Source organism: Antarctobacter sp., from assembly GCF_034670325.1.
In the GTDB taxonomy this organism is placed as follows: domain Bacteria; phylum Pseudomonadota; class Alphaproteobacteria; order Rhodobacterales; family Rhodobacteraceae; genus Antarctobacter.
This window is the reverse complement of record NZ_JAXMNR010000001.1, coordinates 380791-402555: the sequence shown is the minus strand read 5'-3', so window position 1 is coordinate 402555 and position 21765 is coordinate 380791. Positions and strand designations below refer to the sequence as shown.

The 21765-nt window shown below is 65.2% G+C and carries 23 protein-coding genes; 10 read left to right on the top strand and 13 right to left on the bottom strand.

Translation table 11 applies throughout. The features are described 5' to 3' along the window. Positions 1–63: 63 nt before the first annotated feature. From VOI21_RS02010 to lgt, 4 genes are all read right to left on the bottom strand, one after another. Positions 64–219 carry a hypothetical protein gene (locus VOI21_RS02010; protein ID WP_323767172.1) on the bottom strand — a complete coding sequence of 52 codons (156 nt, stop codon included), beginning with the start codon at positions 217–219 and terminating at the stop codon, positions 64–66. A 131-nt stretch (positions 220–350) separates the two neighbouring features. Continuing rightward, positions 351–1106 carry a peptidoglycan editing factor PgeF gene (gene pgeF, locus VOI21_RS02005; RefSeq protein ID WP_323767170.1) on the bottom strand — a complete coding sequence of 252 codons (756 nt, stop codon included), beginning with the start codon at positions 1104–1106 and terminating at the stop codon, positions 351–353. Further along, positions 1103–2122: a class I SAM-dependent methyltransferase gene (locus VOI21_RS02000; protein WP_323768402.1), complete on the bottom strand. Its 1020-nt coding sequence runs from the start codon at positions 2120–2122 to the stop codon at positions 1103–1105. Before VOI21_RS02000 ends, pgeF begins: the two co-directional genes overlap by 4 nt. A 50-nt stretch (positions 2123–2172) precedes the next feature. After that, the gene (gene lgt, locus VOI21_RS01995) at positions 2173–3087 is read right to left on the bottom strand and encodes a prolipoprotein diacylglyceryl transferase (RefSeq protein WP_323767168.1); all 915 of its coding nucleotides are present in this window, start codon (positions 3085–3087) and stop codon (positions 2173–2175) included. Between the two features lie 94 nt (positions 3088–3181). Between lgt and VOI21_RS01990 the strand changes: the two genes are divergently transcribed. The 3 genes from VOI21_RS01990 to xylA all read left to right on the top strand — a co-directional run bounded on the left by VOI21_RS01990 (position 3182) and on the right by xylA (position 6531). Continuing rightward, positions 3182–3421 (top strand): accessory factor UbiK family protein, encoded by a 240-nt coding sequence (locus tag VOI21_RS01990; protein ID WP_323767166.1) that lies wholly within the window; start codon positions 3182–3184, stop codon positions 3419–3421. A 354-nt stretch (positions 3422–3775) separates the two neighbouring features. Next, a complete protein-coding gene (xylB, locus tag VOI21_RS01985; RefSeq protein WP_323767164.1) occupies positions 3776–5227 on the top strand; it encodes a xylulokinase in 1452 nt (483 codons plus the stop codon). Next, positions 5224–6531, top strand: coding sequence for a xylose isomerase (gene xylA, locus VOI21_RS01980; protein ID WP_323767162.1), 1308 nt, complete (start codon positions 5224–5226; stop codon positions 6529–6531). Before xylB ends, xylA begins: the two co-directional genes overlap by 4 nt. 103 nt (positions 6532–6634) lie before the next feature. On the opposite strand, the gene VOI21_RS01975 is transcribed toward xylA, so the two are convergent. After that, positions 6635–7468 (bottom strand): transglutaminase family protein, encoded by an 834-nt coding sequence (locus tag VOI21_RS01975; RefSeq protein WP_323767160.1) that lies wholly within the window; start codon positions 7466–7468, stop codon positions 6635–6637. Between the two features lie 205 nt (positions 7469–7673). After that, a complete protein-coding gene (locus VOI21_RS01970) occupies positions 7674–8384 on the bottom strand; it encodes a CDP-alcohol phosphatidyltransferase family protein (RefSeq protein WP_323767158.1) in 711 nt (236 codons plus the stop codon). A 117-nt stretch (positions 8385–8501) separates the two neighbouring features. On the opposite strand from VOI21_RS01970, the gene VOI21_RS01965 reads away from it, so the two are divergent. Beyond that, a complete protein-coding gene (locus VOI21_RS01965; RefSeq protein ID WP_323767156.1) occupies positions 8502–9875 on the top strand; it encodes a trypsin-like peptidase domain-containing protein in 1374 nt (457 codons plus the stop codon). A gap of 5 nt (positions 9876–9880) precedes the next feature. Then, positions 9881–11209: a replication-associated recombination protein A gene (locus VOI21_RS01960; protein WP_323767154.1), complete on the top strand. Its 1329-nt coding sequence runs from the start codon at positions 9881–9883 to the stop codon at positions 11207–11209. Between the two features lie 64 nt (positions 11210–11273). Here VOI21_RS01960 and VOI21_RS01955 read toward each other — a convergent pair whose 3' ends face one another. Beyond that, positions 11274–12080, bottom strand: coding sequence for an alpha/beta hydrolase (locus tag VOI21_RS01955; RefSeq protein ID WP_323767152.1), 807 nt, complete (start codon positions 12078–12080; stop codon positions 11274–11276). A 126-nt stretch (positions 12081–12206) separates the two neighbouring features. On the opposite strand from VOI21_RS01955, the gene crcB reads away from it, so the two are divergent. The 5 genes from crcB to VOI21_RS01930 all read left to right on the top strand — a co-directional run bounded on the left by crcB (position 12207) and on the right by VOI21_RS01930 (position 16194). Beyond that, positions 12207–12581, top strand: coding sequence for a fluoride efflux transporter CrcB (gene crcB, locus VOI21_RS01950; protein WP_323767150.1), 375 nt, complete (start codon positions 12207–12209; stop codon positions 12579–12581). Next, entirely contained in the window at positions 12578–13624 is a 1047-nt protein-coding gene (locus tag VOI21_RS01945) for an RluA family pseudouridine synthase (RefSeq protein ID WP_323767148.1), read from the top strand. Before crcB ends, VOI21_RS01945 begins: the two co-directional genes overlap by 4 nt. Continuing rightward, positions 13621–14295, top strand: a complete 675-nt coding sequence (locus tag VOI21_RS01940; protein WP_323767146.1) for an HAD-IA family hydrolase — start codon at positions 13621–13623, stop codon at positions 14293–14295. Before VOI21_RS01945 ends, VOI21_RS01940 begins: the two co-directional genes overlap by 4 nt. Further along, positions 14292–15002 carry an ATP12 family chaperone protein gene (locus tag VOI21_RS01935; RefSeq protein ID WP_323767144.1) on the top strand — a complete coding sequence of 237 codons (711 nt, stop codon included), beginning with the start codon at positions 14292–14294 and terminating at the stop codon, positions 15000–15002. The genes VOI21_RS01940 and VOI21_RS01935 overlap by 4 nt, the downstream gene beginning before the upstream one ends. A 178-nt stretch (positions 15003–15180) precedes the next feature. Continuing rightward, positions 15181–16194, top strand: a complete 1014-nt coding sequence (locus VOI21_RS01930; protein WP_323767142.1) for an amino acid ABC transporter substrate-binding protein — start codon at positions 15181–15183, stop codon at positions 16192–16194. 98 nt (positions 16195–16292) lie between these two features. Here VOI21_RS01930 and VOI21_RS01925 read toward each other — a convergent pair whose 3' ends face one another. The 6 genes from VOI21_RS01925 to yidC form a co-directional block, all read right to left on the bottom strand. Next, positions 16293–16781: a SixA phosphatase family protein gene (locus VOI21_RS01925; RefSeq protein WP_323767140.1), complete on the bottom strand. Its 489-nt coding sequence runs from the start codon at positions 16779–16781 to the stop codon at positions 16293–16295. Continuing rightward, on the bottom strand, positions 16778–17452 hold the full coding sequence (locus tag VOI21_RS01920; protein WP_323767138.1) for a ferredoxin: 675 nt from the start codon (positions 17450–17452) through the stop codon (positions 16778–16780). Before VOI21_RS01920 ends, VOI21_RS01925 begins: the two co-directional genes overlap by 4 nt. Beyond that, complete coding sequence (gene argB / locus VOI21_RS01915; protein ID WP_323767136.1) at positions 17449–18336, bottom strand: acetylglutamate kinase; 888 nt, start codon at positions 18334–18336, stop codon at positions 17449–17451. Before argB ends, VOI21_RS01920 begins: the two co-directional genes overlap by 4 nt. 71 nt (positions 18337–18407) lie before the next feature. Further along, on the bottom strand, positions 18408–19058 hold the full coding sequence (yihA, locus tag VOI21_RS01910) for a ribosome biogenesis GTP-binding protein YihA/YsxC (protein WP_323767134.1): 651 nt from the start codon (positions 19056–19058) through the stop codon (positions 18408–18410). Continuing rightward, positions 19058–19801 (bottom strand): MOSC domain-containing protein, encoded by a 744-nt coding sequence (locus VOI21_RS01905; protein ID WP_323767132.1) that lies wholly within the window; start codon positions 19799–19801, stop codon positions 19058–19060. Before VOI21_RS01905 ends, yihA begins: the two co-directional genes overlap by 1 nt. Beyond that, positions 19798–21633 (bottom strand): membrane protein insertase YidC, encoded by a 1836-nt coding sequence (gene yidC / locus VOI21_RS01900; protein WP_323767130.1) that lies wholly within the window; start codon positions 21631–21633, stop codon positions 19798–19800. The genes VOI21_RS01905 and yidC overlap by 4 nt, the downstream gene beginning before the upstream one ends. Positions 21634–21765 lie beyond the last annotated feature (132 nt).

The window sequence follows — 21765 nt, the reverse complement described above, 5'->3', positions numbered from 1 at the left end:
GTGGTGTCGGGCAAGGCGCGGCGGTGCCGCCTTGCCCCGGTCTTGGTTGGTGGAGCCCCTGCCTCAGGCGCGCTTGGCGGTTGCCGGGCGAGGTTGGAGAGCTTCGGTCCGGCGCGAAATCATCTCTGTCCGAGGCGCGCCGCGTTCAAAAGGCAGCCGGGGCGCACCCGCTTTGGCGGTGGTGATGATGGACGCGATAAAGCGGCGTTGCGGTTTCATGGGAGGCTCCTCTTTACTGTGCCGACTGGGACTGTCGTTACAGTTCGCAGCAAATTACGGCAGCATTGGGACAATCCCGTGCGGATAGGTGGATTGTTTCCGAAATCTCCGGTGAATGCGTCCCGCCGGGATCAGAGCCGGATGACAGAGATCAGTCTGCCGTAGTCCGCCTCACGCGCATGGGTGGTGCGGCGGTAGGAGTAGAACAGCTCCGGGTCGGAATAGGTGCAATGGCGGGTCCATTCCGCCTCTACCCCGGCCTCGCGCAGGCGGTGGAGCCCATAGGCGGGCAGGTCGAACATCATGCGGTCGTCGGTGCCGCCTGCGAAAAACCGCGTGTTGGCCGGGTCTTCGGCGACGAAATCCTCAAAGAACTCCGGGCCGACCTCATAGGCGCGCTGGCTGATGGTGGGGCCGATGACGGCACGGATGCCGTCGCGGGTGGCGCCAAGGGCGATCATGGCCTCGATGGTGGATTCCAGCACCCCGTCGCGCGCGCCGCGCCAGCCCGCGTGGGCCGCGCCGACGACGCCTGCGCCGGGATCGGCAAAAAGCACCGGCTGGCAATCGGCGGTCAGCACTGCCAGCGCCACGCCCGGCGTCGCAGTGACCAGCGCGTCGGCCTTGGGGCGCGGATCGGACAGCGGGCCGTCGACGGTGATGGCGTCGGCGGAATGGACCTGATGCACGGTGGCCAGATGCTGTGGCGCGACCTCGACCGCGTCGGCCACGCGGGCGCGGTTGATCGAGACGATTTCGGCCTGATCGGTGGACCCGGTGCCGCAGTTCAGCCCGGCAAAGATGCCCGACGACGCGCCGCCCTTACGGGTAAAGAACCCGTGGCGGAACGGCGCGAGGCTGTTCGAGGTGATGATCTGGAGCGTCATGACAGGGGGCGTATCTCCAGTCCGGGGGGTGGCGGGGCACCCTTTGGCAGCAGGGCGAGTGTCTTGAACAGTGATCCCATTTCGTCCGGGTGCGTCAACCGGCGATGTGCGGCGATGTGGCTGTCGAGCGCCGCGCCGCTGAGCGATTTGGCCAGCGCCTGTGCGCGTTGGGTGATGCCGAGGCGTTCCAGAAAGACGCCCTGCGGCGTCAGCAATGTGTGCTGGGCTGGGGCAGCGGCGCGGGCCAGGGCCTCAAAATCCACATGGGTGGTCAGGTCGGATGTGCCCGGAAGTGCAAATGGATCGACGGGTGCGTGGCCCTTGAGCGCCTGCAACGTGTCGCCGAGGGACCGCCAGTCGCCATAGTCTATCACCAGGGCGACGCCGCCCTGTGCCGCGATGCGCGCACCAAGCACGGCGGCGATGGCCTGACCGGGGGCGCAGGTTTCGACAATGTCGCCATCTTGCGTGTCATCCAGCCGGTGGCTGAGGCCGGGCTGCGGGGCGGGGGCGGCGAGGCCGAGTTTGAGGCGGTTGTCGTGCAGGCCGACGACGCGTTCGCGCCAGTCCTCTCCTGCGCGTTGGAACTGGCGGACCGGCAATGCGTCGAAAAACTCATTGGCGACGAGGAACAGCGGCCCCTCGGGCAAGGTCTGGACCACATCGTGCCAAGTTGCCTGCGGCAGTCGCTTGGACTGTTCGGCACGCAGACTGGGCGAGGTCTCGACCAGATGCAGATGGGCGGCGGCGTGAAAGCCGGGGACGCGGGCGGTGGCGCGCAGGACGTCGGCCATCAGCGTGCCGCGCCCCGGTCCCAGTTCGGCTAGGACAAAGGCGGCAGGCGCGCCCTGATCCAGCCATGTCTGCGCCAGAGAGAGGCCCAGCACTTCGCCGAACATCTGGCTGATCTCGGGCGCGGTGGTGAAATCGCCACCTGCGCCCAGCGGGTCACGGGTGCTGTAATAGCCGTGCTGCGGATGCATCAGGCAGGCCGCCATGTAGTCGGCCAGCGTCATCGGCCCGGTGGTGGCAATCTGACGGGCAAGGATATCGGCGAGGGGCGTGGTCACGTCGCCGGGTCTGGCGTTGTTGCGGTGCGGGCGCGGCGCAGGGCGACCCAGATCGCCAGCGCGCCGCCCGCAATCATCGGCAGCGTAAGCAGTTGCCCCATCGTCAAACCGTAACCGTTCACATGCAGGGCAAGGCCAAGCGGGTTGCCCACGGTCTGAAACTGAACGTCAGGCTGGCGAAAGAACTCGACGATAAAGCGGCCAAAGCCGTAGCCCATGAAAAAAGTGCCTGCCACAGCGCCGGGGCGTTTCAGCCAGCCGCGATGCACCATCACCAGCAGCACGATCAGCAGCACCAGCCCCTCTAGTGTGGCCTCATACAGCTGCGAGGGGTGGCGGGCGCACAGTTCTCCCAGAGGCTGGCCGCAATCCTGCGCCAGTTGGCCGGGAAAGATCACCGCCCAAGGCAGGTCAGAGGGGCGGCCCCACAGTTCGGCATTTATGAAATTGGCGATGCGGCCCAGCAGCAGGCCCGCCGGTGTTGCCAGCGCCAGCATGTCAGAGGCGGAGGCCAGCGGCACCTTGTTGCGCGCGCAGAACATCCAGACGGCAAAGACCACGCCCAGCAGCCCGCCGTGAAAGGCCATGCCGCCCTGCCATATCATAGGGATTTCCAGCGGGTTCGAGAGGTAATAGCCCGGCATGTAGAACAGCACAAAGCCCAGCCGCCCGCCAAGGATGATGCCCAGGATGACCCACGTCAGCAGATCCTCGATCTGGCGGGGGGGCATCGGCGGGGTGTCATTGGCCCAGAGGTCGGCGCGTTTGACCGCCCAGACGGCCAGCCGCCAGCCGATCAGGATGCCCGCGATATAGGCCAGCGCGTACCAGCGCAGCGCAAATTCGAAACCGAAGAGCGCGATGGAAAAGACCTCGGACGAGAGGTCGGGGAAGGGGATAACTGCGTGCATGCGTCCTGTTGCCTCTTGTCTGGCGGCAAAGTCAACCTTGAGGGTTGAGCCTTGGGGGACCATATAGGAACGGAATGCAACGTCGGAGTGACCCATGCAGACGCGTAACAAGGTTTTCGAGGATCTGAGCCAGCTGATGACCAACGCCATGGGCGTGGCGCAGGGGGCCAAGGAAGAGGCGGAGACCGCGATGAAATCGCTGGTGGATCGCTGGCTGGCGGATCGCGATTTTGTGACCCGTGAAGAGTTCGACGCGGTGCGCGCCATGGCGCAGAAGGCCCGCGAAGAGAACGAGGCGCTGAAGGCGCGGCTGGACGCGCTGGAGAAGGGCTGAGGCCTGATCGTTCAGGGCTGGATGTTTGCGCCCGATACGACGGACTTTGTTAGTGCGCCCGATACGACGGGCTTTGGTTAGTGCGCCCGGTGCGACGGGCTTTGGTTAGTGCGCCCGGTACGACGGACTTTGTAGTGCGCCCGGAACGACGGGCGACGCTGTTCCCGGCCTTTGGCCGGAAAGACGCCCCGCCCGCCGTCCCTTTGACGTGGCGCGCGATGAGGGGAATCTCTCAGGAATTTGATATCGCGGCGCGACGCTTGCAGGGATGCAAGGTTGCGCCTTTTTTCCGGGCCACAATTTGACAGTCTCCCCTTTGTTCGTTTTCGTGAGCGCCAACACGGGAGGGTGATCATGTTTATCGGGCTGGATCTGGGGACTTCGGGGTTACGCGCCCTGCTGGTCGATGGCGACGGCGTGCCGTTGGGCAGCGCGCAGCGGGCCTATGCGCCGGTCCATCCGCATCCCGGCTGGTCCGAGCAGGATCCGGCGGATTGGGTTGCCGCCGTGGACGCTGCCTTGGTTGAACTGGCCGCCACGCATCCGCAGGCGATGGCGCAGGTGCGTGGCATCGGCGTGTCCGGCCACATGCATGGGGCAACCTTGCTGGATGACAGCGGCGCGGTACTGCGGCCCTGTATCCTGTGGAACGACACCCGCAGCGCGGCCGAGGCCGCGGAACTGGACGCGGCGGACGGGGCGCGCGCGCTGTCGGGCAATATCGTTTTTCCCGGCTTCACCGCGCCCAAGCTGCTGTGGGTCGCGCGGCATGAGCCGGAGGTGTTCGCCCGTGTCGCCTCTGTCCTGTTGCCGGCGGCCTACATGAACTTTCACCTGACCGGCGTGCGGTTCGCCGACATGTCCGACGGCGCGGGGACCGCGTGGCTGGACGTGGGCGCGCGCGACTGGTCGGCACGCCTGCTGGAGGTGTCGGGGATGCGCGCGGATCAGATGCCGCGTCTGGTCGAGGGTTGTGAGGGCGGCGGCACGCTGCGGCCCGAACTGGCCGCGCGTTGGGGCATATCCCGAGAGGTGGTCGTGGTCGGCGGGGCCGGGGACAACGCGGCCTCTGCCTGCGGCGTGGGGGCCATGCGTGAGGGGACGGGGTTTGTGTCTCTGGGCACCTCCGGCGTGGTTCTGGCCGGGCGCGACGGCTATGCGCCCCTGCCCGAAAGTGCGGTGCATACGTTCTGCCACGCGGTGCCGGGGCAGTGGTATCAGATGGGGGTGATTTTGGCCGCGACAGACAGTCTGAACTGGCTGTCGCGGGTGACGGGGGCCTCACCGGCGGAGTTGTCGCGTGAGGTCGGGGAGACGCTGGACGGGCCGGGGGAGCTGCGGTTCCTGCCCTATCTGTCCGGTGAGCGGACGCCGCACAACGACAGCGACATCCGGGGCGGGTTTCTGAACATCGGCGTCGGGACGGACCGGCGCGACATGACGCGTGCGGTGATGGAAGGCGTGGCCTTTGCCCTGCGCGATTGCGCCGAGGCGCTGAGGGCGTCGGGCGCGCGGCTGGACCAGATGCTGGCCATCGGCGGCGGCGCGCAGTCGCGTTACTGGGTTGAATTGCTGGCGACGGTGCTGGGCGTGCCGTTGGGGCTGCCCGAAAAGGGCGATTTTGGCGCGGCGCTGGGCGCGGCGCGGCTGGCCATGGTGGGTGCGGGCGCGGGCAGCGTCGATGCGGTCATGGCCCCGCCGCCAATCCGCGAGACCATCGCGCCGAACACGGCGCTGACAGCGGCCTATGACGCGGCCTACGCGTCGTGGCATGAGATTTATCCGGCAGTGAAGGGGCTGACATGAGCACGGGATTTTTCGAGGGCATCACGCCGATCCGCTATGAGGGACCGGACAGCGATAACCCGCTGGCCTATCGCCACTACAACCCTGACGAAGAGGTCATGGGCAAGCGGATGGAGGACCATCTGCGCTTTGCCGTGGCGTGGTGGCATTCGTTTGCATGGGAAGGCGGCGATCCCTTTGGCGGGCAGACCTTTGTGCGTCCGTGGCACCCGCAGGACGATATGGGCCGCGCCAAGCAAAAAGCCGATGTGGCGTTCGAGATGTTCGACCTGCTGGGCCAGCCGTTCTATTGCTGGCACGACGCGGATATCCGGCCCGAACAGGGCAACTATGCCGACAACCTGTCAACGCTGGAAGAGATCACCGACTATATCGGGACCAAGCAGGAGGCGTCGAAGGCGCGGCTGCTTTGGGGCACGGCCAACCTGTTCTCGCACCGGCGGTTCATGTCGGGGGCGGCGACGAACCCGGACCCGGATGTCTTTGCCTTTGCGGCGGCCACGGTGAAGGGCTGTATCGACGCCACGCAAAAGCTGGGCGGTCAGAACTACGTCCTGTGGGGCGGGCGCGAGGGCTATGAGACGCTGCTGAACACCGATCTGGGGCGCGAGGCCGACAATATGGCGCGGTTCCTGTCGATGGTGGTCGATTACAAACACAAGATCGGCTTTCAGGGTGCGATCCTGCTGGAGCCGAAACCGCAGGAGCCGTCGAAGCACCAGTATGACTACGACGTGGCGACCTGCATCGGCTTTCTGCGCAAATATGGTCTGGAAGGCGAGATCAAGCTGAACCTCGAACAAGGGCACGCGATCCTTGCGGGGCATTCGTTTGAACACGAATTGGCGCTGGCGGCGTCCGAGGGGATGCTGGGGTCGATCGACATGAACCGGAATGACTACCAGTCAGGTTGGGACACGGATCAGTTTCCCAACAACGTGCCGGAGGTGGCGCTGGCCTATTATCACGTGCTCAAGATGGGCGGGTTCACCACCGGCGGCACCAATTTCGACGCCAAGCTGCGGCGGCAGTCGCTGGACGCCGAGGATCTGATCGCCGCCCACATCGGTGGAATGGATGTCTGCGCGCGCGGCCTGAAGGCGGCGGCGGCCATGCTGGAGGATGGCGGGCTGGAGACGGCCCTGGCCGACAGATACGCGGGCTGGGACACGCCGGGCGCCCAGGCCATGCTGGACAGCGATCTGGGGGCCATACAAGATCGGGTGCTGGCCGAGGGGATCAATCCGGAGCCTCGATCCGGGCGGCAAGAGCGGCTGGAGAACTGGGTCAACCGGTTCGTCTGAATCGGGGTGTCCACGCGTGGACAGCTTTTGGTCCGAGTAAAATCAGAGGGTTACAGGGGCGTTTTTACCTTTTGTAAAGGGATGCCCCTGTCCCTTTGGCCCGTCAGACCTGCCAGTTTGCGCCGGTGTCTTCGTCGATCTGGTCTATCCAGACCTCGAACCCGGTCAGGTCGTGACGCCCAAAGCTGTGGACCATGGGCACATCCGCCGCATCACAGCCGCGCGCGACCAGCACGCGGCCAAAGCGGGTGTCGTTGTTGCGCGGGTCGAATGTCCACCACTGGCCGCCCAGATAGACCTCCATCCATGCGGCGAAATCCATCGGGCGGATCGGGTTGGGCAGGCCGATATCGCTGACGTACCCGGTGCAATAGCGCGTGGGAATGTTCAGCGCCCGGCACAGCGCCACCGCCAGATGGGTGAAATCCCGGCAGACGCCGACCCCCTCGTTCAGCGCCTCGACAGCGGTGCGGGTGGGGCGGGAGTGTTCATAGCCAAAGTGGATATGCCCGTGCACAAAGTCGCAGACCGCCTGCACCCGCGCCCAGCCGGGGGGGGTCTGGCCAAACCTGTCCCAGGCAAAATCCGACAGCACGTCGCTTTCGCAATAGCGGCTGGGCAGCAGAAAGCCGAGCTCATCGCTGGGCAGGTGCTCGACCGGGATCTGCGGCGCATCCAGCCCGACCGGATCGGACAGGCCCGCGTCCTGCATGGTGCCATCGGTCGACACGGTCATCTGGCCCGGCGGGGCAACAAGGCGCGAGCACCAGTTGCCGAACACGTCGCGGTATGCCTCGACCGGGACGGCGGGATCGGTGCGCAGCAGGTCGGGCCGTTCCAGATCGCTGGCGCGCGAATAATGAACGTTGAGCAGAAAGATCATCGGCGTCGGTGCCGCCACCTCGAAAGAAATCCGGCATCCTAGTTTGATACGCATGGCGTCACGTCCGATCTGTGGTCGGTCCGGCCTCTGGGTCCCGCCGAGTGGCAGAATGCCCGGGCGCGGTTACGGTGGAGTCATCCAAACACTATTCGGCCCCCGCGAAAAGGCAAAGGGCGCAGATCGTGGGATAATCATCGGATAATGCTGGAAAACTGCGCCTTGAGGTGGCGGGCGCGGGGGGGAAGGGCCGCGTATCGGCTCAGGACTGGCGCTGTGCCGGGATGATTTGTTGCGCGATGCCCGCGAACAACAGGTAGACCGAGGTGACCAACAGCCCCCAGTGCGCCCAGCTGGCCGGATGGAAATTCACCCAGGCCGCCCATCCGGCAAAGATCGTCCATGCCAGCGCCACCGGCAACGACACCGAGCGCCACCGCTCTGTCCGGACCGGGTGGATGAACTTCAGCGGCAGGAACATTGCCACGGCCAGCAGCGTGACCAGCACAAGGATCACCCAGAACCCCGGAGCGATGGCGAACAGCACCAACACCAGCATGTTCCAGCAGCCGGGAAACCCGTGAAAGGAATTATCCGCCGTCTTCATCCGGTTGTCGGCGAAATACATCGCGCTGGAAAAGGTGATGAGGATGATCGCAAACCATCCGGTCCACCCCGGCAACAGGCCGGACTGAAACAGCGCAAAGGCCGGGATAAAGACATAGGTGAGATAGTCGATGATCAGGTCCAGCAGCACCCCGTCAAAGCGCGGCGCATGGGTCTTGACGTCGTATTTGCGCGCCAGCGGCCCGTCGATCCCGTCCACCGCAAAGGCCACCACCAGCCACAGGAACATCAGCGACCACTCTTCCCGCACTGCCGCCAGCATGGCCAACATCGCAAAAACCGCGCCGGTTGCCGTCAGCAGGTGGACGGAGAGGGCACTTGTTTCGGGTTTGATACGTGGCGTCATGAGACCGTCATGGCGCAAATGCGCGAGGGTTGCAATTGTCCCGGCGTGCGGTGTGGCTTGCATCGTGCGGAGGCGGGGGACATATCCTAGGGGTCCGGAGCAAGTCGGAGAGATTTGATGTTCAGAGCATTTGTTTGTTTCATTCTGCTGGCCCTGCCGGCGGGGGCCCAGGAGCCGCGCATCCCGCAAAGCCCTGCCGAGATTTCCCTGAGTTTCGCGCCGCTGGTCAAACAGGCCGCGCCCGGCGTGGTCAATATCTATGCCCGCCGCATCGTCGACGCGCGCAGCCCCTTTGCCGACGATCCGGTCTTTGGCAATCTCTTCCGCGAGTTCCAGTCGCGCCCGCGGGTGCAGAACTCGCTGGGGTCGGGCGTGATCCTGTCGGCGGACGGGATCGTGGTGACGAACTATCATGTTGTCGGGCAGGCGACCGATATCCACGTTGTCCTGAACGACCGGCGCGAATTCGACGCCGAGATCCTGCTGGCGGATGAGGACTCGGATCTTGCCATCATGCGGCTGGCGGGGGCCAGCGACATGCCGCACCTGACGCTGCGCGACAGCGATACGGTCGAGGTCGGCGAACTGGTGCTGGCCATCGGCAACCCCTTTGGCGTGGGGCAAACCGTGTCGTCGGGGATCGTGTCGGGGCTGGCGCGCTCTGGCACCGCCACCGGCAATGCGCGCGGCTATTTCATCCAGACTGACGCGCCGATCAACCCCGGCAACTCTGGCGGGGCGCTGATCGACGTGGCGGGGCGGCTGATCGGGGTGAATACCTCGATCCTGACCCGCTCCGGTGGCTCGAACGGCATCGGCTTTGCCATCCCGTCGGCGTTGGTGGCGCAGTTTCTTGAGCAGGCGCAGGACGGCCACCGCCGGTTTCAACGGCCTTGGGCGGGCATGGTTGGCCAGCCGGTGACCGCAGAACTGTCCGACAGTCTGGGCCTGACGGTGCCGGGCGGCGTGGTGATCGCCGAACTGCGCCCCGGCAGCCCCTTTGACGCGGCGGGTCTGCAAGTGGGCGACGTGGTGGTGCGGGTCGACCGCGCGCCGGTCAACACCCCGGCAGAGATGCTGTTTCGCATGTCGGTGCGCGGCATCGGCCGCGCGGCAGAGGTGATCTATGTCCGGCAAGGTCAGGAAAAGATCGCGCTGGTCGACATGATCGCGCCGCCTGACTCGCCGCCGCGCGACACTGTCGATCTGGGAGAGTTGAACACGCTGCCCGGCCTGCGGGTGGCGCGGGCGAACCCGGCGGTGATCGCGGAACTGGGCCTGCCGCATGACGCCGAGGGCGTGGTGGTGTTGGACCCCGGCCCCTACGGCACACAGGTCGGTCTGCAAACCGGCGACCGGATCGTGGGCATCAACGGTCGCCGGATTGACGCGCCGCGCGATGTTGGCCAGATGCTGCGCGGCGGCGGCGGTCGGGTGCAGATCGAGGTACAGCGCGGCACGCGCCGCCTGCTCTTGCGGTTCCGGGCCTGAACGGTTTGGCCGATCTCTTCGACACAGCGGGCAGCACGCCCGAGACGCAGGCGCGGGCCGACAAGGCCCCGCGCCCTCTGGCCGATCGCCTGCGCCCGCAGACGCTGGACGAGGTGATCGGCCAGCGTCAGGTGCTGGGGCCAGAGGCCCCGCTGGGCGTCATGCTGGCGGCGGGCACGCTGGGATCAATCGTGTTCTGGGGACCGCCCGGGGTGGGCAAGACCACCATCGCGCGGCTGCTGGCCGATGCCACCGACCTGCATTTTGTCCAGATCAGCGCGATCTTTTCCGGCGTGCCGGAACTGCGCAAGGTGTTCGAGGCGGCCAAGCTGCGCCGCCGTACCGGTCAGGGCACGCTGCTGTTCGTCGATGAAATCCACCGCTTCAACAAGGCCCAGCAGGACAGCTTTCTGCCGCATATGGAGGACGGGACAATCCTGCTGGTCGGCGCGACCACGGAAAACCCCTCGTTCGAACTGAACGCCGCCTTGCTCAGCCGCGCGCAGGTGCTGGTGCTGGAACGGTTGGGGACGGACGACCTCGCCGCACTGGTGGCGCGGGCGGAGACCGTGCTGGACCGAACACTGCCGCTGGAGGCGGACGCGCGCGCCGCCTTGCTGGACATGGCGGACGGTGACGGGCGGGCGCTGCTGAACCTTGTCGAACAGGTCACCTCTTGGCGGCTGGACGCGCCGCTGGACGTCAAGGGTCTGAAAACCCGGTTGATGAAACGCGCCGCCGTCTACGACAAATCGGGCGACGGCCACTACAACCTGATCTCGGCGCTGCACAAATCAGTGCGCGGGTCGGACCCCGACGCCGCGCTCTACTGGTACGCGCGCATGCTGGAGGCGGGCGAAGACCCGCGCTACCTCGCCCGCCGCATCACCCGCATGGCGGTCGAGGATATCGGGCTGGCCGATCCGCAGGCGCAGGCGGTCTGCCTGCAAAGCTGGGAAACCTATGAACGCCTCGGCTCTCCCGAGGGCGAACTGGCCATCGCGCAGGCGCTGGTCTACATCGCGCTGGCCCCGAAATCGAACGCCGCCTATGTCGCCTACAAGGCGGCGCGCCGCGCGGCCAAAGAGACCGGCAGCCTGATGCCCCCCAAACATATCCTGAATGCGCCCACGTCGCTGATGAAGGATCAGGGGTATGGCAAGGGCTACGCCTATGACCACGACGCCGAAGACGGGTTCTCCGGTCAGGACTATTTCCCCGACGAGATGGAGCGCGCCGCCTACTACGACCCTGTCGAACGCGGGTTTGAACGTGACCTGCGCAAGCGCGTCGACTATTTCACCCGCCTGCGCGCCCAGCGGACAGAGGACTGACCCCGGGCTTCTTCTTGGTCCAAATACTCCCGGGGGTTTGGGGGCAGCGCCCCCATTCCATCCATCAGGTTGACCCGTGCCAGTCGTGATCAAGCCGCTCCAGCCAATCCCGCAGCAGGCTTTGCACCAGACCGGCCCGTTCGAACATCACCCCATGTCCGGCCGCGTCCAGCACACACAGCGTCGCGCGCGGGAATTGCGGCAGCAGGTCCATCGCATCCAGATAGCCCGAGATACTGTCCTGACGCCCCGCGATGATCAGGCTGGGACCGTCGCACACCGCCGACTCTCCGCGCCGATGAAAGCTGAAGTCAAAGGCGTCGAAGACCCGCGCGTCCTGTTCCGCATCGAACAGGGCTTTGGCGGGCACTGAGACCCGCCGCGCCGTGTCCAACAGGTCCCGGCGTTGAACCACCATGAAATTGTCAAAACGCCAGACCTCATCGTCGGTCAGTTCCGCCCGCATCGACGGGTCCGCCTGCATGACTTGATGAGCGGGCAGGCGGGCCGGGTCCGTGCCGGGATTTCCGCCGGGAACGATCAGCGCCACCCCGGCGATTTGCGTGGGCCGCACATGCACCATCCCGCGCGCGATATAGCTGCCGCGCGACAACCCGATGACACCAAAGCGTTGGCCGGGCAAAACTGCGTCCGCAAACGCCAGAACCGACGCCAACAGGTCATCCTGACTGGCGATTTCGGGCCGCGGCGGGCTTTGGCCATGACCGGGCATGTCGGGATAGATCCTTTGCCAGCCGTCCAGCCCGTCGAAAACCGGCTCTACCGCCTCCATCATGTAGCGATGATCCAGTGACACGCCGTGCAGGATGATCAGCGGTTTGCCGGTTCCGACGGTGATATGATGCAGCATGAGTTATCCTTCGGCGGTGATGGGGCGTGAGGCCGGGTCAGACTACCATGAAACGGCGTCATTCGCTGGTCTGCCGATCCCGCAGGCCGCTTGACTTCCGCATCCCGCACCGCCATGTCCGCGCGCATGACACCCATTCTGCAAGTCGCCCTTGGCGGCGCTCTTGGCGCATCCGCCCGCTACATGACCGGGATCGCGACCGCGCGCCTGCTGGGCAAGGGGTTTCCCTGGGGCACGTTGACGGTGAATATCCTTGGGTCTTTCCTCATGGGGGTGCTCGTCGTGGCGCTGCTGCATTTTAATGCCAACCGTTTTGCGCCGCTCCTGATGACTGGCGTTTTGGGCGGTTTCACCACTTTTTCGGCCTTCTCGCTGGACGCGGTCACGCTGTATGAGCGGGGACAGGTCGGGGTTGCGGCGGGCTATGTTGCGGCGTCTGTTGTTCTGTCCATCGCCGCCCTGATGGCCGGTTTGATCCTTGCAAGGAGTGTCACCACATGAGCCGTGTTCAGACCGTGACCGTAGGGCCGGGCGACGGTGATCAGCGCCTTGACCGTTGGTTCAAACGTCATTTTCCGCATGTCGCCCAAGGCCGCATCGAAAAGATGTGCCGCAAGGGAGAATTGCGCGTCGATGGCGCGCGGGCCAAGGCCTCGACCCGGGTCGAAGTTGGCCAGCAGGTGCGCATCCCGCCGCTGCCCGAACCGGGTGAGGTCGAAAGCGCCCCGGTCAAACCCAAAGTGTCCGATCAGGATGCCGAGCTGATCCAGTCCTGCGTGATCTACCGCGACGACCACCTGATCGCCATCAACAAGCCGCCCGGTCTGGCGACGCAGGGCGGCAGCAAGCAGACCCGCCACGTCGATGGACTGTCAGAGGCGCTGAAGTTCGGCTACGACGAAAAACCGCGCCTTGTGCACCGGCTGGACAAGGACACTTCGGGCGTGCTGGTGCTGGCCCGCACGCGAGAAGCGGCCAAGGCGCTGACCGACGCGATCCGGCACAAGCTGACGCGCAAGATCTACTGGGCGCTCGTCGCCGGTGTGCCGGTGCCCTATCTGGGCGAGATTCGCTATGGCCTTGTCAAGGCACCGGGTCACGGCCATCACGGCGAGGGCGAAAAGATGCTTTGCGTCCACCCGCGCGACATGAACGCGACCGAGGGGGCCAAGCGGGCGCATACGCTGTATGCGACGCTCTACCGGGTCGCGGGCCGCGCGTCGTGGGTCGCACTGGAGCCGATCACGGGGCGCACGCACCAATTGCGCGCGCATATGGCAGAGATCGGGCACCCGATCATCGGTGACGGCAAGTACGGTGGCTCGGGTCAGGAGAACCTTGGCGACGGCTGGGGCGCGCAACTGGGCGGGGACATCTCGCGCAAGCTGCACCTGCACGCGCGGTCGATGCGGTTCGAACATCCCTTCACCGGCAAGCCGCTGGCCCTGACGGCCAAGTTGCCCAGCCATATGGCGCACAGCTGGGACACGCTGGGCTGGGAAGAAAGCTTTGCCGCCGACGACCCCTTTGAGGAATTGCAATGACCCTGCGGCTGGTGATCTTTGACGTCGACGGCACGCTGGTCGACAGTCAGGGCGATATTCTGGGGGCGATGAGCGCGGCCTTTGCCTCTGAAGGGCTGAACCGGCCCGCGCGCGAAGAGATTCTTGCCATTGTCGGCCTGTCCTTGCCGCAGGCGTTTTCCGCGCTGGCGCCGGAAATGGGTCCGGTGCAACGCACGCGGCTGGTCGAGACCTACAAAGAGGCCTACGCCGATCTGCGGATGAAGGGCGGGCCCGAAGCCTCGCCTTTGTATCCCGGCATCCCCGCCCTGCTGGACACTCTGTCCGCCCGCGATGACGTGTTGCTGGGGATCGCCACGGGCAAATCGCGGCGCGGGCTGACGGCGCTGTTGGAAAGCCACGGGCTGACGCAGCGTTTTGTCACCCGGCAATGCGCCGATGACAACCCGTCAAAACCGCATCCCGCGATGCTGTTCACCGCAATCGACGAGGCCGGGGTTGAGGCCGAGCACGCGGTGATGATCGGCGACACCAGCTATGACATGGAAATGGCGCGCGCCGCGGGGATCGCGCGGATCGGCGTGACATGGGGCTATCACCCGCGTGAGGCACTGGCCGATGCACAACAGATCGTCGATGACGCGGCGGCGCTGGGTCGGGCCATCGAGACGATGCTGGGAGAGATGCCATGAGCGAATGGGCCCCGAAACGGTTTTGGCAAAATGCCGAGGTCGCGGACGCCGAGGCGGGCTATGCGGTCACGCTGGACGGGCGCGGGGTCAAGACCCCGGCCAAGACGCCGCTGGTGGTGCCGACAGAGGCGCTGGCGCGCGAGATCGCCGCCGAATGGGCCGCGCAGGAAGAGCGCGTGAACCCGAACACCATGCCCTTTACCCGCATGGCCAATTCCGCGCTGGACAAGGTCGCGCCGCAGCACGCTGCCGTGGCGGATATGCTGGCCGCCTATGGCGACAGCGATCTGCTGTGTTACCGCGCCGACACCCCCGAGGGGCTGGTGAACCGCCAGCAACAGGGCTGGGACCCGCTGCTGGACTGGGCAGAGGCGTCCTTTGACGCGCGGCTGATGCCGGTGGTGGGCGTCATGTATCACCCGCAGGACCCTGCCGCGCTGGCGCGGTTGACGGCTCAGGTGCATGGCCAGTCATCCTTTGCGCTGGCCGCCTTTCATGACCTTGTGTCCATGTCGGGATCACTGGTGCTGGCGCTGGCGGTGATAAAGGGCGCATGTGACCCGGCAGAGGCCTGGGCGCTGTCGCGGATCGACGAGACATGGCAAGAAGAGCAGTGGGGCGTCGATGAAGACGCGGCAAAACTTGCCCAAAGAAAACGCGGTGAGTTTCTGCACGCTGCGGTTTTCCATTCCTTGTCGGACGGTTAGACTGTGTTTGTGCGGCAGGCTGCCTGCACGTCTGTTTGGCATCCTTGCTTGACCTTTGGGCGGGAATTCGCCCAAATTGTGCCAGCATGAGGGGTGGCGGAGCAAGGACCCCTCTGGTTTGGTGTGCCCGGTCTGGTGTGCCGGTTGGTAGGAAGCGAATCCAAGGATATAGAACGGCATGCTGAGGGTACTACTTTGCGCGGCGACCTTGCTGGCCTGTGCCGCTGGCGCGGCCTCGGCTGGCACGTTGGAGGATGTCCGCCAGCGTGAAAAACTGCATTGCGGCGTCAATGCGGGTCTGATCGGGTTCGCCTCTCTGGATTCACGCAACGAATGGACCGGCTTTGACGTCGATCTTTGTCGCGCGCTGGCAGCGGCGGTGCTGGGCGATCCGACGGCGGTGAGTTTCGTCGAAACCACAAACGCCACGCGCTTTCCCCTGCTGTTGTCGGGCGAACTGGATGTTCTGGTGCGCAACACGACGTGGAGCTTTGCAACCGATGTCGGGCTGAAGCTCGATTTTGCGGGCATCAACTATTACGACGGGCAGCGGTTCATGGTGCCCAAGGCGATGGGCGTGTCCTCGGGGACCGAGTTGAACGGCAGGCGCATCTGCCTGCAACCCGACGCCAAGACCAAGATGAATCTCGACGAGTATTTCGCCCGCAACAACAGCACCTATGAGCGCGTCGAGGTCGACAGTCTGGCGCAGGCGCAAACGCTCTACCTTGAAGGCGAATGTGAGGTCTTTACCGCTGACGCCTCTTCGCTGGCGGCGATCCGGGCGACCTTTAAGGCACCGGGGGACCATCTGCTGCTGGGTGACGTGATCTCGAAAGAGCCATTGGGTCCGGTCGTGCGCCAAGGCGACGACGACTGGGCCGATTTGGTGCGCTGGGTCCTGAACGCGCTGATCTCGGCGGAGGAACTGGGGGTGACCTCGGTCAATATCGACGAGATGCGGGAAAGCACCGGCAACCCCGAAGTCGCGCGCCTGCTGGGCACTGAGGGACGGATGGGCGAGATGCTGGGTCTGGATCCACAATGGGCCGTTCGGGCGATCCGGGCGGGGGGCAACTATGGCGAGATCTTTGCCCGTAACATCGGTGAGACGACGCCGATCGGCCTGTCACGCGGGCTGAACCTGCAGTGGACCAATGGCGGGTTGCTGTATAGCCCGCCGTTTCGCTGAGACCGGCGCGCGCGCGTCAGGCCGGGGAGGGGGCGCTGCCCCCGTCGCCCTTTGGGCGACCCCCCCGGAGGTATTTTACCCAAGAAGAAGCCCAGGGGTCAGTCCGTCAGGTCGCGCGGCACGATAAAGGCGCGGGCGTCGCCTGTGCCGGGCATCAGGGCTTTCCAATCGTCGATGTCGAAACGGGCCACCAGTGTGGCGCAGGTGGGATAGGCGTCAAAGCGCGGATGGTCCGGAGCGGTGCGGACAAGCGCCTCTGCCAAGCCCGCGATGCCGGGGTTGTGGGCCAGCATCATTACCGAATTGCCCTGAGCGGATTGCAGCACGTCCAGCATCGTTTCGGGCGCGGCGTGATACAGCGCGCGTTCATACCGCGTGGGCGCGGGGGTGCCCAGCAGGGCGAGCGTTTCGCGGGTGCGGGTCGCGGTTGAGCACAGCACCTCGTCCGGCAGGTAGCCGTGGTCCCGCAGCCAGTTGCCGATGGCTGGCGCGGCACGTCGGCCCCGTGCGTTCAGCGGGCGGTCGTGGTCGGGACGATCGAAACCCCAGTCGGACTTTGCGTGGCGGATCAGGATGAGCTGTTTCACGGGGCGGCATCTCCGAGGAAGGCGCGCATGTGGAAGGCAGATTGTTCCGGGCGGCGCGAAAAGCCCCGCGCCACCGGGCAGGCGCGGCGCACGAGGCAGCCTGCCGTGCGGCAGGGTGCGCCTGCCTCACTTGCGATATGCGCCTTGCAGCGGGCCACATCATAGGTTTGATCGGCGGCCAGCGCGCCCACGGGACAGGCGGTCTCACAGGGGCGCGGACAGGGCGCACAGGGTTTGGAGTCCGGCGTTGTCGGCAGCGGCAGGCGAGCGGGCAGGGCGACCGCCGCGCGGTAGCTGATGAACAGGCCCGCCGCGTCATGGACCAGCATGCCGACAGGCGAGGACCAGGCTCGGCCAGAGGTCAGCGCCCATGCGAGAAAGGGCGCGTAGGGAGGGCCGTCGGAGGGGAAGATCGCCGTACCGCCCCAATCGGTGGCCAAGGCGGAGACAACCCGCTTTGACCAGCGGTCAAGCGGGTCGCGCCCACCGTCGAGGTATTCCGGGCTAAAGGCGAACAGCGGCCAGAAGCCGGGTTCGTCCGGGCCGAGCAGCAGCAGCGTGCCGGTGCCCTCGGGCGCGCCGTCGTCCACACCGGGATGAAGCGCGCCGCGCACCCGCAGGCCTGCGCAAGCTGCGGACTGATCGGCCTCGCGCAGCCCGGTTGGGATCATTCCGTCAACGGCGGGCGGTTGTCAGAGCGGATCATCGAGCCAGAGCCATGTTCGGTGAAGAGTTCCAGCAGGCAGGCATTTTGCACGCGCCCGTCGATGATGACCACGGCCCGCACGCCTTCGTCGATGGCCTTGAGCGCGGTTTCTGTCTTGGGGATCATGCCGCCCGCAATGACGCCTTCGTCCGTCAGGCGGCGCACGTCCTCGGGCGTGAGCGCGGTCAGCACGGTGCCGTCTGGTCCCTTGACGCCCTGCACATCGGTGAGCAGCAGCAGGCGGTCGGCCTTGAGCGCGCCTGCGATGGCCCCTGCGGCGGTGTCGCCGTTCACGTTGTAGGTCTCTGTGACTTCGGTGCCGGTGCCGACGGGGGCCACAACCGGGATGATGCCCGCCTTAAACAGATCGCGCAGGACCTGTACGTTCATCTCGATGGGGCGACCGACAAAGCCCAGTTCGGGATCGTCCGGTTCACAAACCATCAGGTCGTCGTCCTTGCCGGACAGGCCGACAGCGCGGCCGCCTTCGTCCATGATCGCCTGAACGATGCGCTTGTTGACGAGGCCGGTCAGGACCATTTCGACCACCTCGACGGTGGCCTTGTCGGTCACGCGTTTGCCGCGGACAAACCGGCTTTCGATGCCCAGACGTTTCAACAGATCGTTGATCATCGGACCGCCGCCGTGGACCACAATCGGGTTCACGCCGACCTGACGCATCAGCACGATGTCGCGGGCGAAGGCGGCCATGGCCTCATCGTCGCCCATGGCGTTGCCGCCGAATTTCACCACCACGATCGCGCCGGTGTAGCGCTGTAGGTAGGGCAGGGCCTCGGAGAGGGTCCGGGCGGTGGCGATCCAGTCTCTGTTCATGTTCTGTTGTCTCATCTCGGGTCTTTCACGGAGCGGGCAAGGGCAGAATGCCCGCTTGTCGCGTGGAAGACCAGAGGCCGTGGCGCTCAGGCGAGAGAGGCGATGATCGCGCGCAGGCTGGCGATGCCCTCACCCTTGTCGCTGCTGGTCACCACGATCTCGGGGTAGGCGGCGGGATGTTTGGACAGGCGGTCGCGCACCTGTGCGAGGTTCTTTTGCTGTTCCTCTGCCTTGACCTTGTCCGCCTTGGTCAGAACCACCTGAAAGGTGACGGCAGAGCGGTCCAGCAAGGTCATGATCTCATCGTCCACGTCTTTGATCCCGTGACGGAAATCGACCAGCACAAAGGCGCGGCGCAGGCTGACGCGGCCCGCAAGGTAGGATTTCAGCAGCGCCTGCCACTTGGCCACCACGGCAACCGGCGCATTGGCAAAACCATAGCCCGGAAGGTCGACCAGGTAGCGTTCACTGCCCAGCGTGAAATAGTTGATTTCCTGCGTGCGGCCCGGGGTGTTGGACGCGCGGGCCAGCCCCTTGCGCCCGGTGAGTGCGTTGATCAGGCTGGATTTACCAACATTCGACCGCCCGGCAAAGCAGACCTCTGCGCGGTCATCGGGGGGCAGGCCATCCATGGCGACGACACCTTTGAGGAAATCGACGTCGCCGACGAACAATTTGCGCGCGGCCTCGCGGGTTTCGTCATCGGGCTCTTCGGCCAGGGGAAAGGACAGTTGCATCAGAGTACCTCGATACTGTCGCCGGTGGCGATCCGGCCGCCGCGCAGAACCTCTGCCCGGACCGAAAAGTCGCGGTGGTCCCAGCTGTCGAGCGCGCCAAGCACATTTGTATCACGCGCGCCGGTGTCCGGGTTGTTATGGGTCGCAAGGCATCTGTCGGTGCGCTCACGCGGGATCAGGACGGCCTCGCCAATGCGGATTTCTCGGTCGATCCAGTCGAATTCTTCCCAAGGCGCGCCGCCGTCGAACCAGAGGTTGCCGCGCCAGCGGTGGATCGACAGCGGATGACCGACCCGCTGTTCCACCGCGCGGTGCGAGGACAGGTTGCACAGGGTGATCGACGGAAAGTCGCTGTCGGTAAAGCCGCGCTGTTGACCCCGGACCACACGGACCGATTGCGCCCGGTTCTCGGGGACAAAACCCTTTCCCCAGTCGATCAGCCTGTCGCCTTCGGTGTCGGGATGAAATGTCAGATCGTCGCGATCCGGGTGGCTCAGCGTGACCTGTGCCGTGGCTTCATCAAGGCGCGCCGTGATCGCGGCCAGCGCGGGTGCCTTGGAGCCGCGCGAGAAGTGCTGGCAAGGCACCCATTCCCGGCCGTCCGCCTGAGATTGCTCATGCGCGACGGCCCAGTGGCGATCCCAAGGCAGCGTCTGCCCCTCGGTCAAGGTGACCGCTTCCAGTTCTTCCCGACCGTGGCTTTTGACCGGAAAGCGCCAGATCGCGGTCAGTTGCCGGGTCATTTCTTGACCTGCTCCTTGTCCTTCTTCTTCACGCTGGCCTTGATGTTGCCCATGATGTCCGGCGAATAGCCGTGGCTGCGCATGATCAGGTACTGCTGCGTAAAGGTGATCACGTTGTTGGTGATCCAGTAGACAACCAGACCGCTGGCAAAACCGCCCAGCATGAACATGAACACCCATGGCATCCATGCAAAGATCATCTGTTGCGTCGGATCGGTGGGGGCCGGGTTCAGCTTTTGCTGCAACCACATCGAGATGCCCAGCAGCAGCGGCAGGATACCGATAAAGACCAGCGCAAGGATCGACTGCGGATCGGGTGCGCCCCAGGGCAGCAGGCCGAAGAGGTTGTAGATCGAGGTCGGATCAGGCGCGGACAGGTCGTTGAACGGGCCAAAGAAGTTCGCGTGCCGCAGTTCCAGCGTGACGAAGATCACCTTGTAGAGGCTGAAAAAAATCGGGATCTGCAGGAGGATTGGCAAGCAGCCCGCGGCCGGGTTCACCTTTTCCTTCTTGTAGAGACCCATCATCTCTTTCTGGAGCTTTTCGCGGTCGTCGCCCGCGCGCTCCTTGATCTTTTCCATCTCCGGCTGGAGTTCTTTCATCTTGGCCATCGAGGCGTAGGATTTATACGCCAGCGGGAAAAGGACCGCCTTCAGCAGCAGGGTCAGGGCGATGATGGCCAGACCCATGTTGCCGATGTGCAGGTTCAGCCAGTGCAGCACCGCAAAGATCGGCTTGGTCAGGAAAAAGAACCAGCCCCAGTCGATGGAGTCGAGAAAACGGTCGATGCCGGCCTTCTGATAGGCGCGGATGGTTTCCCATTCCTTGGCACCTGCAAACAGCTTGGAACTGACTTCACGGGTCTCACCCGGGGCCAGCTGAACGGTCGGCAGCACGGCCTCTGTCTGATAGATGTCGCGGCGGGCGTCGTATTTCACCACCGATTTGAACGGCGTGCCCGCGTCGGGGATCAGCGCCGCCATCCAGTAGTGATCCGTGAACCCGATCCAGCCGGTATCCTGCACACGCTGAACCGTGGCCTGCGTGCCCTCGGCGGGGACAACTTCGAGATCGGGGATCTTTTTGTACTTGGTCTGTTCAAGGATGCCATCCGACATCTGCAACGCGCCTTCGAACAGCACGAAGAAGTTCTTGAGGTCACCGGGTTCGCCGTGGCGGGCCAGCACGCCATAGGGCGCCAGCGACACCGTCGCGTCACCGGCGTTTTCCACCGTTTGAGTGATCGAGAACATAAAGTCCTCATCGATCGTGATCGTCCGGCGGAACACAAGGCCCGCGGGGCTGTCCCAACGCAGGGTCACAGGAGAGCCGGTGCCAAGGGTCGTGCCGGACTCGACCGTCCATGCGGTGTTTGCGCTGGGGACATCCTCGAACGCCAGCCCGTTGCCGGGTGCCCAGCCGAAGAGGGCATAATAAGGATTGGTGCTGCCAACCGGGTCAAGCAACTGGACGATGGGCGACTCGGGGCTCAATTCCTGGCGGTAGTCCTTGAGCCGCAGGTCGTCGATGCGCCCGCCGGTCAGAGAGATCGACCCTTCAAGCCGGGCAGCGTCCAGCGGCAGGCGCGGCGCCTCTGTCGTGTCGGCACTGGCGGCGGCAGGATCTTTTGCGACCGGGGTCGATCCTGCGACGGGCGCGGCGCGCGGGGCCGTGGCAACGCCATCGGGGGACAGCGGCGTGTCGGTTTCTGTCGCGACCGGCGCGTTGGGATCCTCCACCGGCTCCGGCGGCGGAAACAAGAGGAACCATACAAGGATCACAACCATGCTGAGCGCTGTCGCGAGAAGCAGGTTCTTGTTCTGATCGTCCATGAGGGCGGCCACCTATCCGTTGAAAGTCACCGCTGGGTTCAAACGGTCCGCGCTGCAAAGGTCAAGCGGAATCCCCCTGTCAGGGGCGGTGTGGCGCAGGTGCGCCGACGGAAAAGTTGGCCAACATGCGGG

Excerpts from the sequence above, each read along its gene's own strand:
- VOI21_RS02010 (WP_323767172.1), bottom strand. The coding sequence starts at position 219 with ATGAAACCGCAACGCCGCTTTATCGCGTCCATCATCACCACCGCCAAA.
- pgeF (WP_323767170.1), bottom strand. The coding sequence starts at position 1,106 with ATGACGCTCCAGATCATCACCTCGAACAGCCTCGCGCCGTTCCGCCAC.
- VOI21_RS02000 (WP_323768402.1), bottom strand. The coding sequence starts at position 2,122 with ATGACGCTGGCCGACTACATGGCGGCCTGCCTGATGCATCCGCAGCAC.
- lgt (WP_323767168.1), bottom strand. The coding sequence starts at position 3,087 with ATGCACGCAGTTATCCCCTTCCCCGACCTCTCGTCCGAGGTCTTTTCC.
- VOI21_RS01990 (WP_323767166.1), top strand. The coding sequence starts at position 3,182 with ATGCAGACGCGTAACAAGGTTTTCGAGGATCTGAGCCAGCTGATGACC.
- xylB (WP_323767164.1), top strand. The coding sequence starts at position 3,776 with ATGTTTATCGGGCTGGATCTGGGGACTTCGGGGTTACGCGCCCTGCTG.
- xylA (WP_323767162.1), top strand. The coding sequence starts at position 5,224 with ATGAGCACGGGATTTTTCGAGGGCATCACGCCGATCCGCTATGAGGGA.
- VOI21_RS01975 (WP_323767160.1), bottom strand. The coding sequence starts at position 7,468 with ATGCGTATCAAACTAGGATGCCGGATTTCTTTCGAGGTGGCGGCACCG.
- VOI21_RS01970 (WP_323767158.1), bottom strand. The coding sequence starts at position 8,384 with ATGACGCCACGTATCAAACCCGAAACAAGTGCCCTCTCCGTCCACCTG.
- VOI21_RS01965 (WP_323767156.1), top strand. The coding sequence starts at position 8,502 with ATGTTCAGAGCATTTGTTTGTTTCATTCTGCTGGCCCTGCCGGCGGGG.
- VOI21_RS01955 (WP_323767152.1), bottom strand. The coding sequence starts at position 12,080 with ATGCTGCATCATATCACCGTCGGAACCGGCAAACCGCTGATCATCCTG.
- crcB (WP_323767150.1), top strand. The coding sequence starts at position 12,207 with ATGACACCCATTCTGCAAGTCGCCCTTGGCGGCGCTCTTGGCGCATCC.
- VOI21_RS01945 (WP_323767148.1), top strand. The coding sequence starts at position 12,578 with ATGAGCCGTGTTCAGACCGTGACCGTAGGGCCGGGCGACGGTGATCAG.
- VOI21_RS01940 (WP_323767146.1), top strand. The coding sequence starts at position 13,621 with ATGACCCTGCGGCTGGTGATCTTTGACGTCGACGGCACGCTGGTCGAC.
- VOI21_RS01935 (WP_323767144.1), top strand. The coding sequence starts at position 14,292 with ATGAGCGAATGGGCCCCGAAACGGTTTTGGCAAAATGCCGAGGTCGCG.
- VOI21_RS01930 (WP_323767142.1), top strand. The coding sequence starts at position 15,181 with ATGCTGAGGGTACTACTTTGCGCGGCGACCTTGCTGGCCTGTGCCGCT.
- VOI21_RS01920 (WP_323767138.1), bottom strand. The coding sequence starts at position 17,452 with ATGATCCCAACCGGGCTGCGCGAGGCCGATCAGTCCGCAGCTTGCGCA.
- argB (WP_323767136.1), bottom strand. The coding sequence starts at position 18,336 with ATGAGACAACAGAACATGAACAGAGACTGGATCGCCACCGCCCGGACC.
- yihA (WP_323767134.1), bottom strand. The coding sequence starts at position 19,058 with ATGCAACTGTCCTTTCCCCTGGCCGAAGAGCCCGATGACGAAACCCGC.
- VOI21_RS01905 (WP_323767132.1), bottom strand. The coding sequence starts at position 19,801 with ATGACCCGGCAACTGACCGCGATCTGGCGCTTTCCGGTCAAAAGCCAC.
- yidC (WP_323767130.1), bottom strand. The coding sequence starts at position 21,633 with ATGGACGATCAGAACAAGAACCTGCTTCTCGCGACAGCGCTCAGCATG.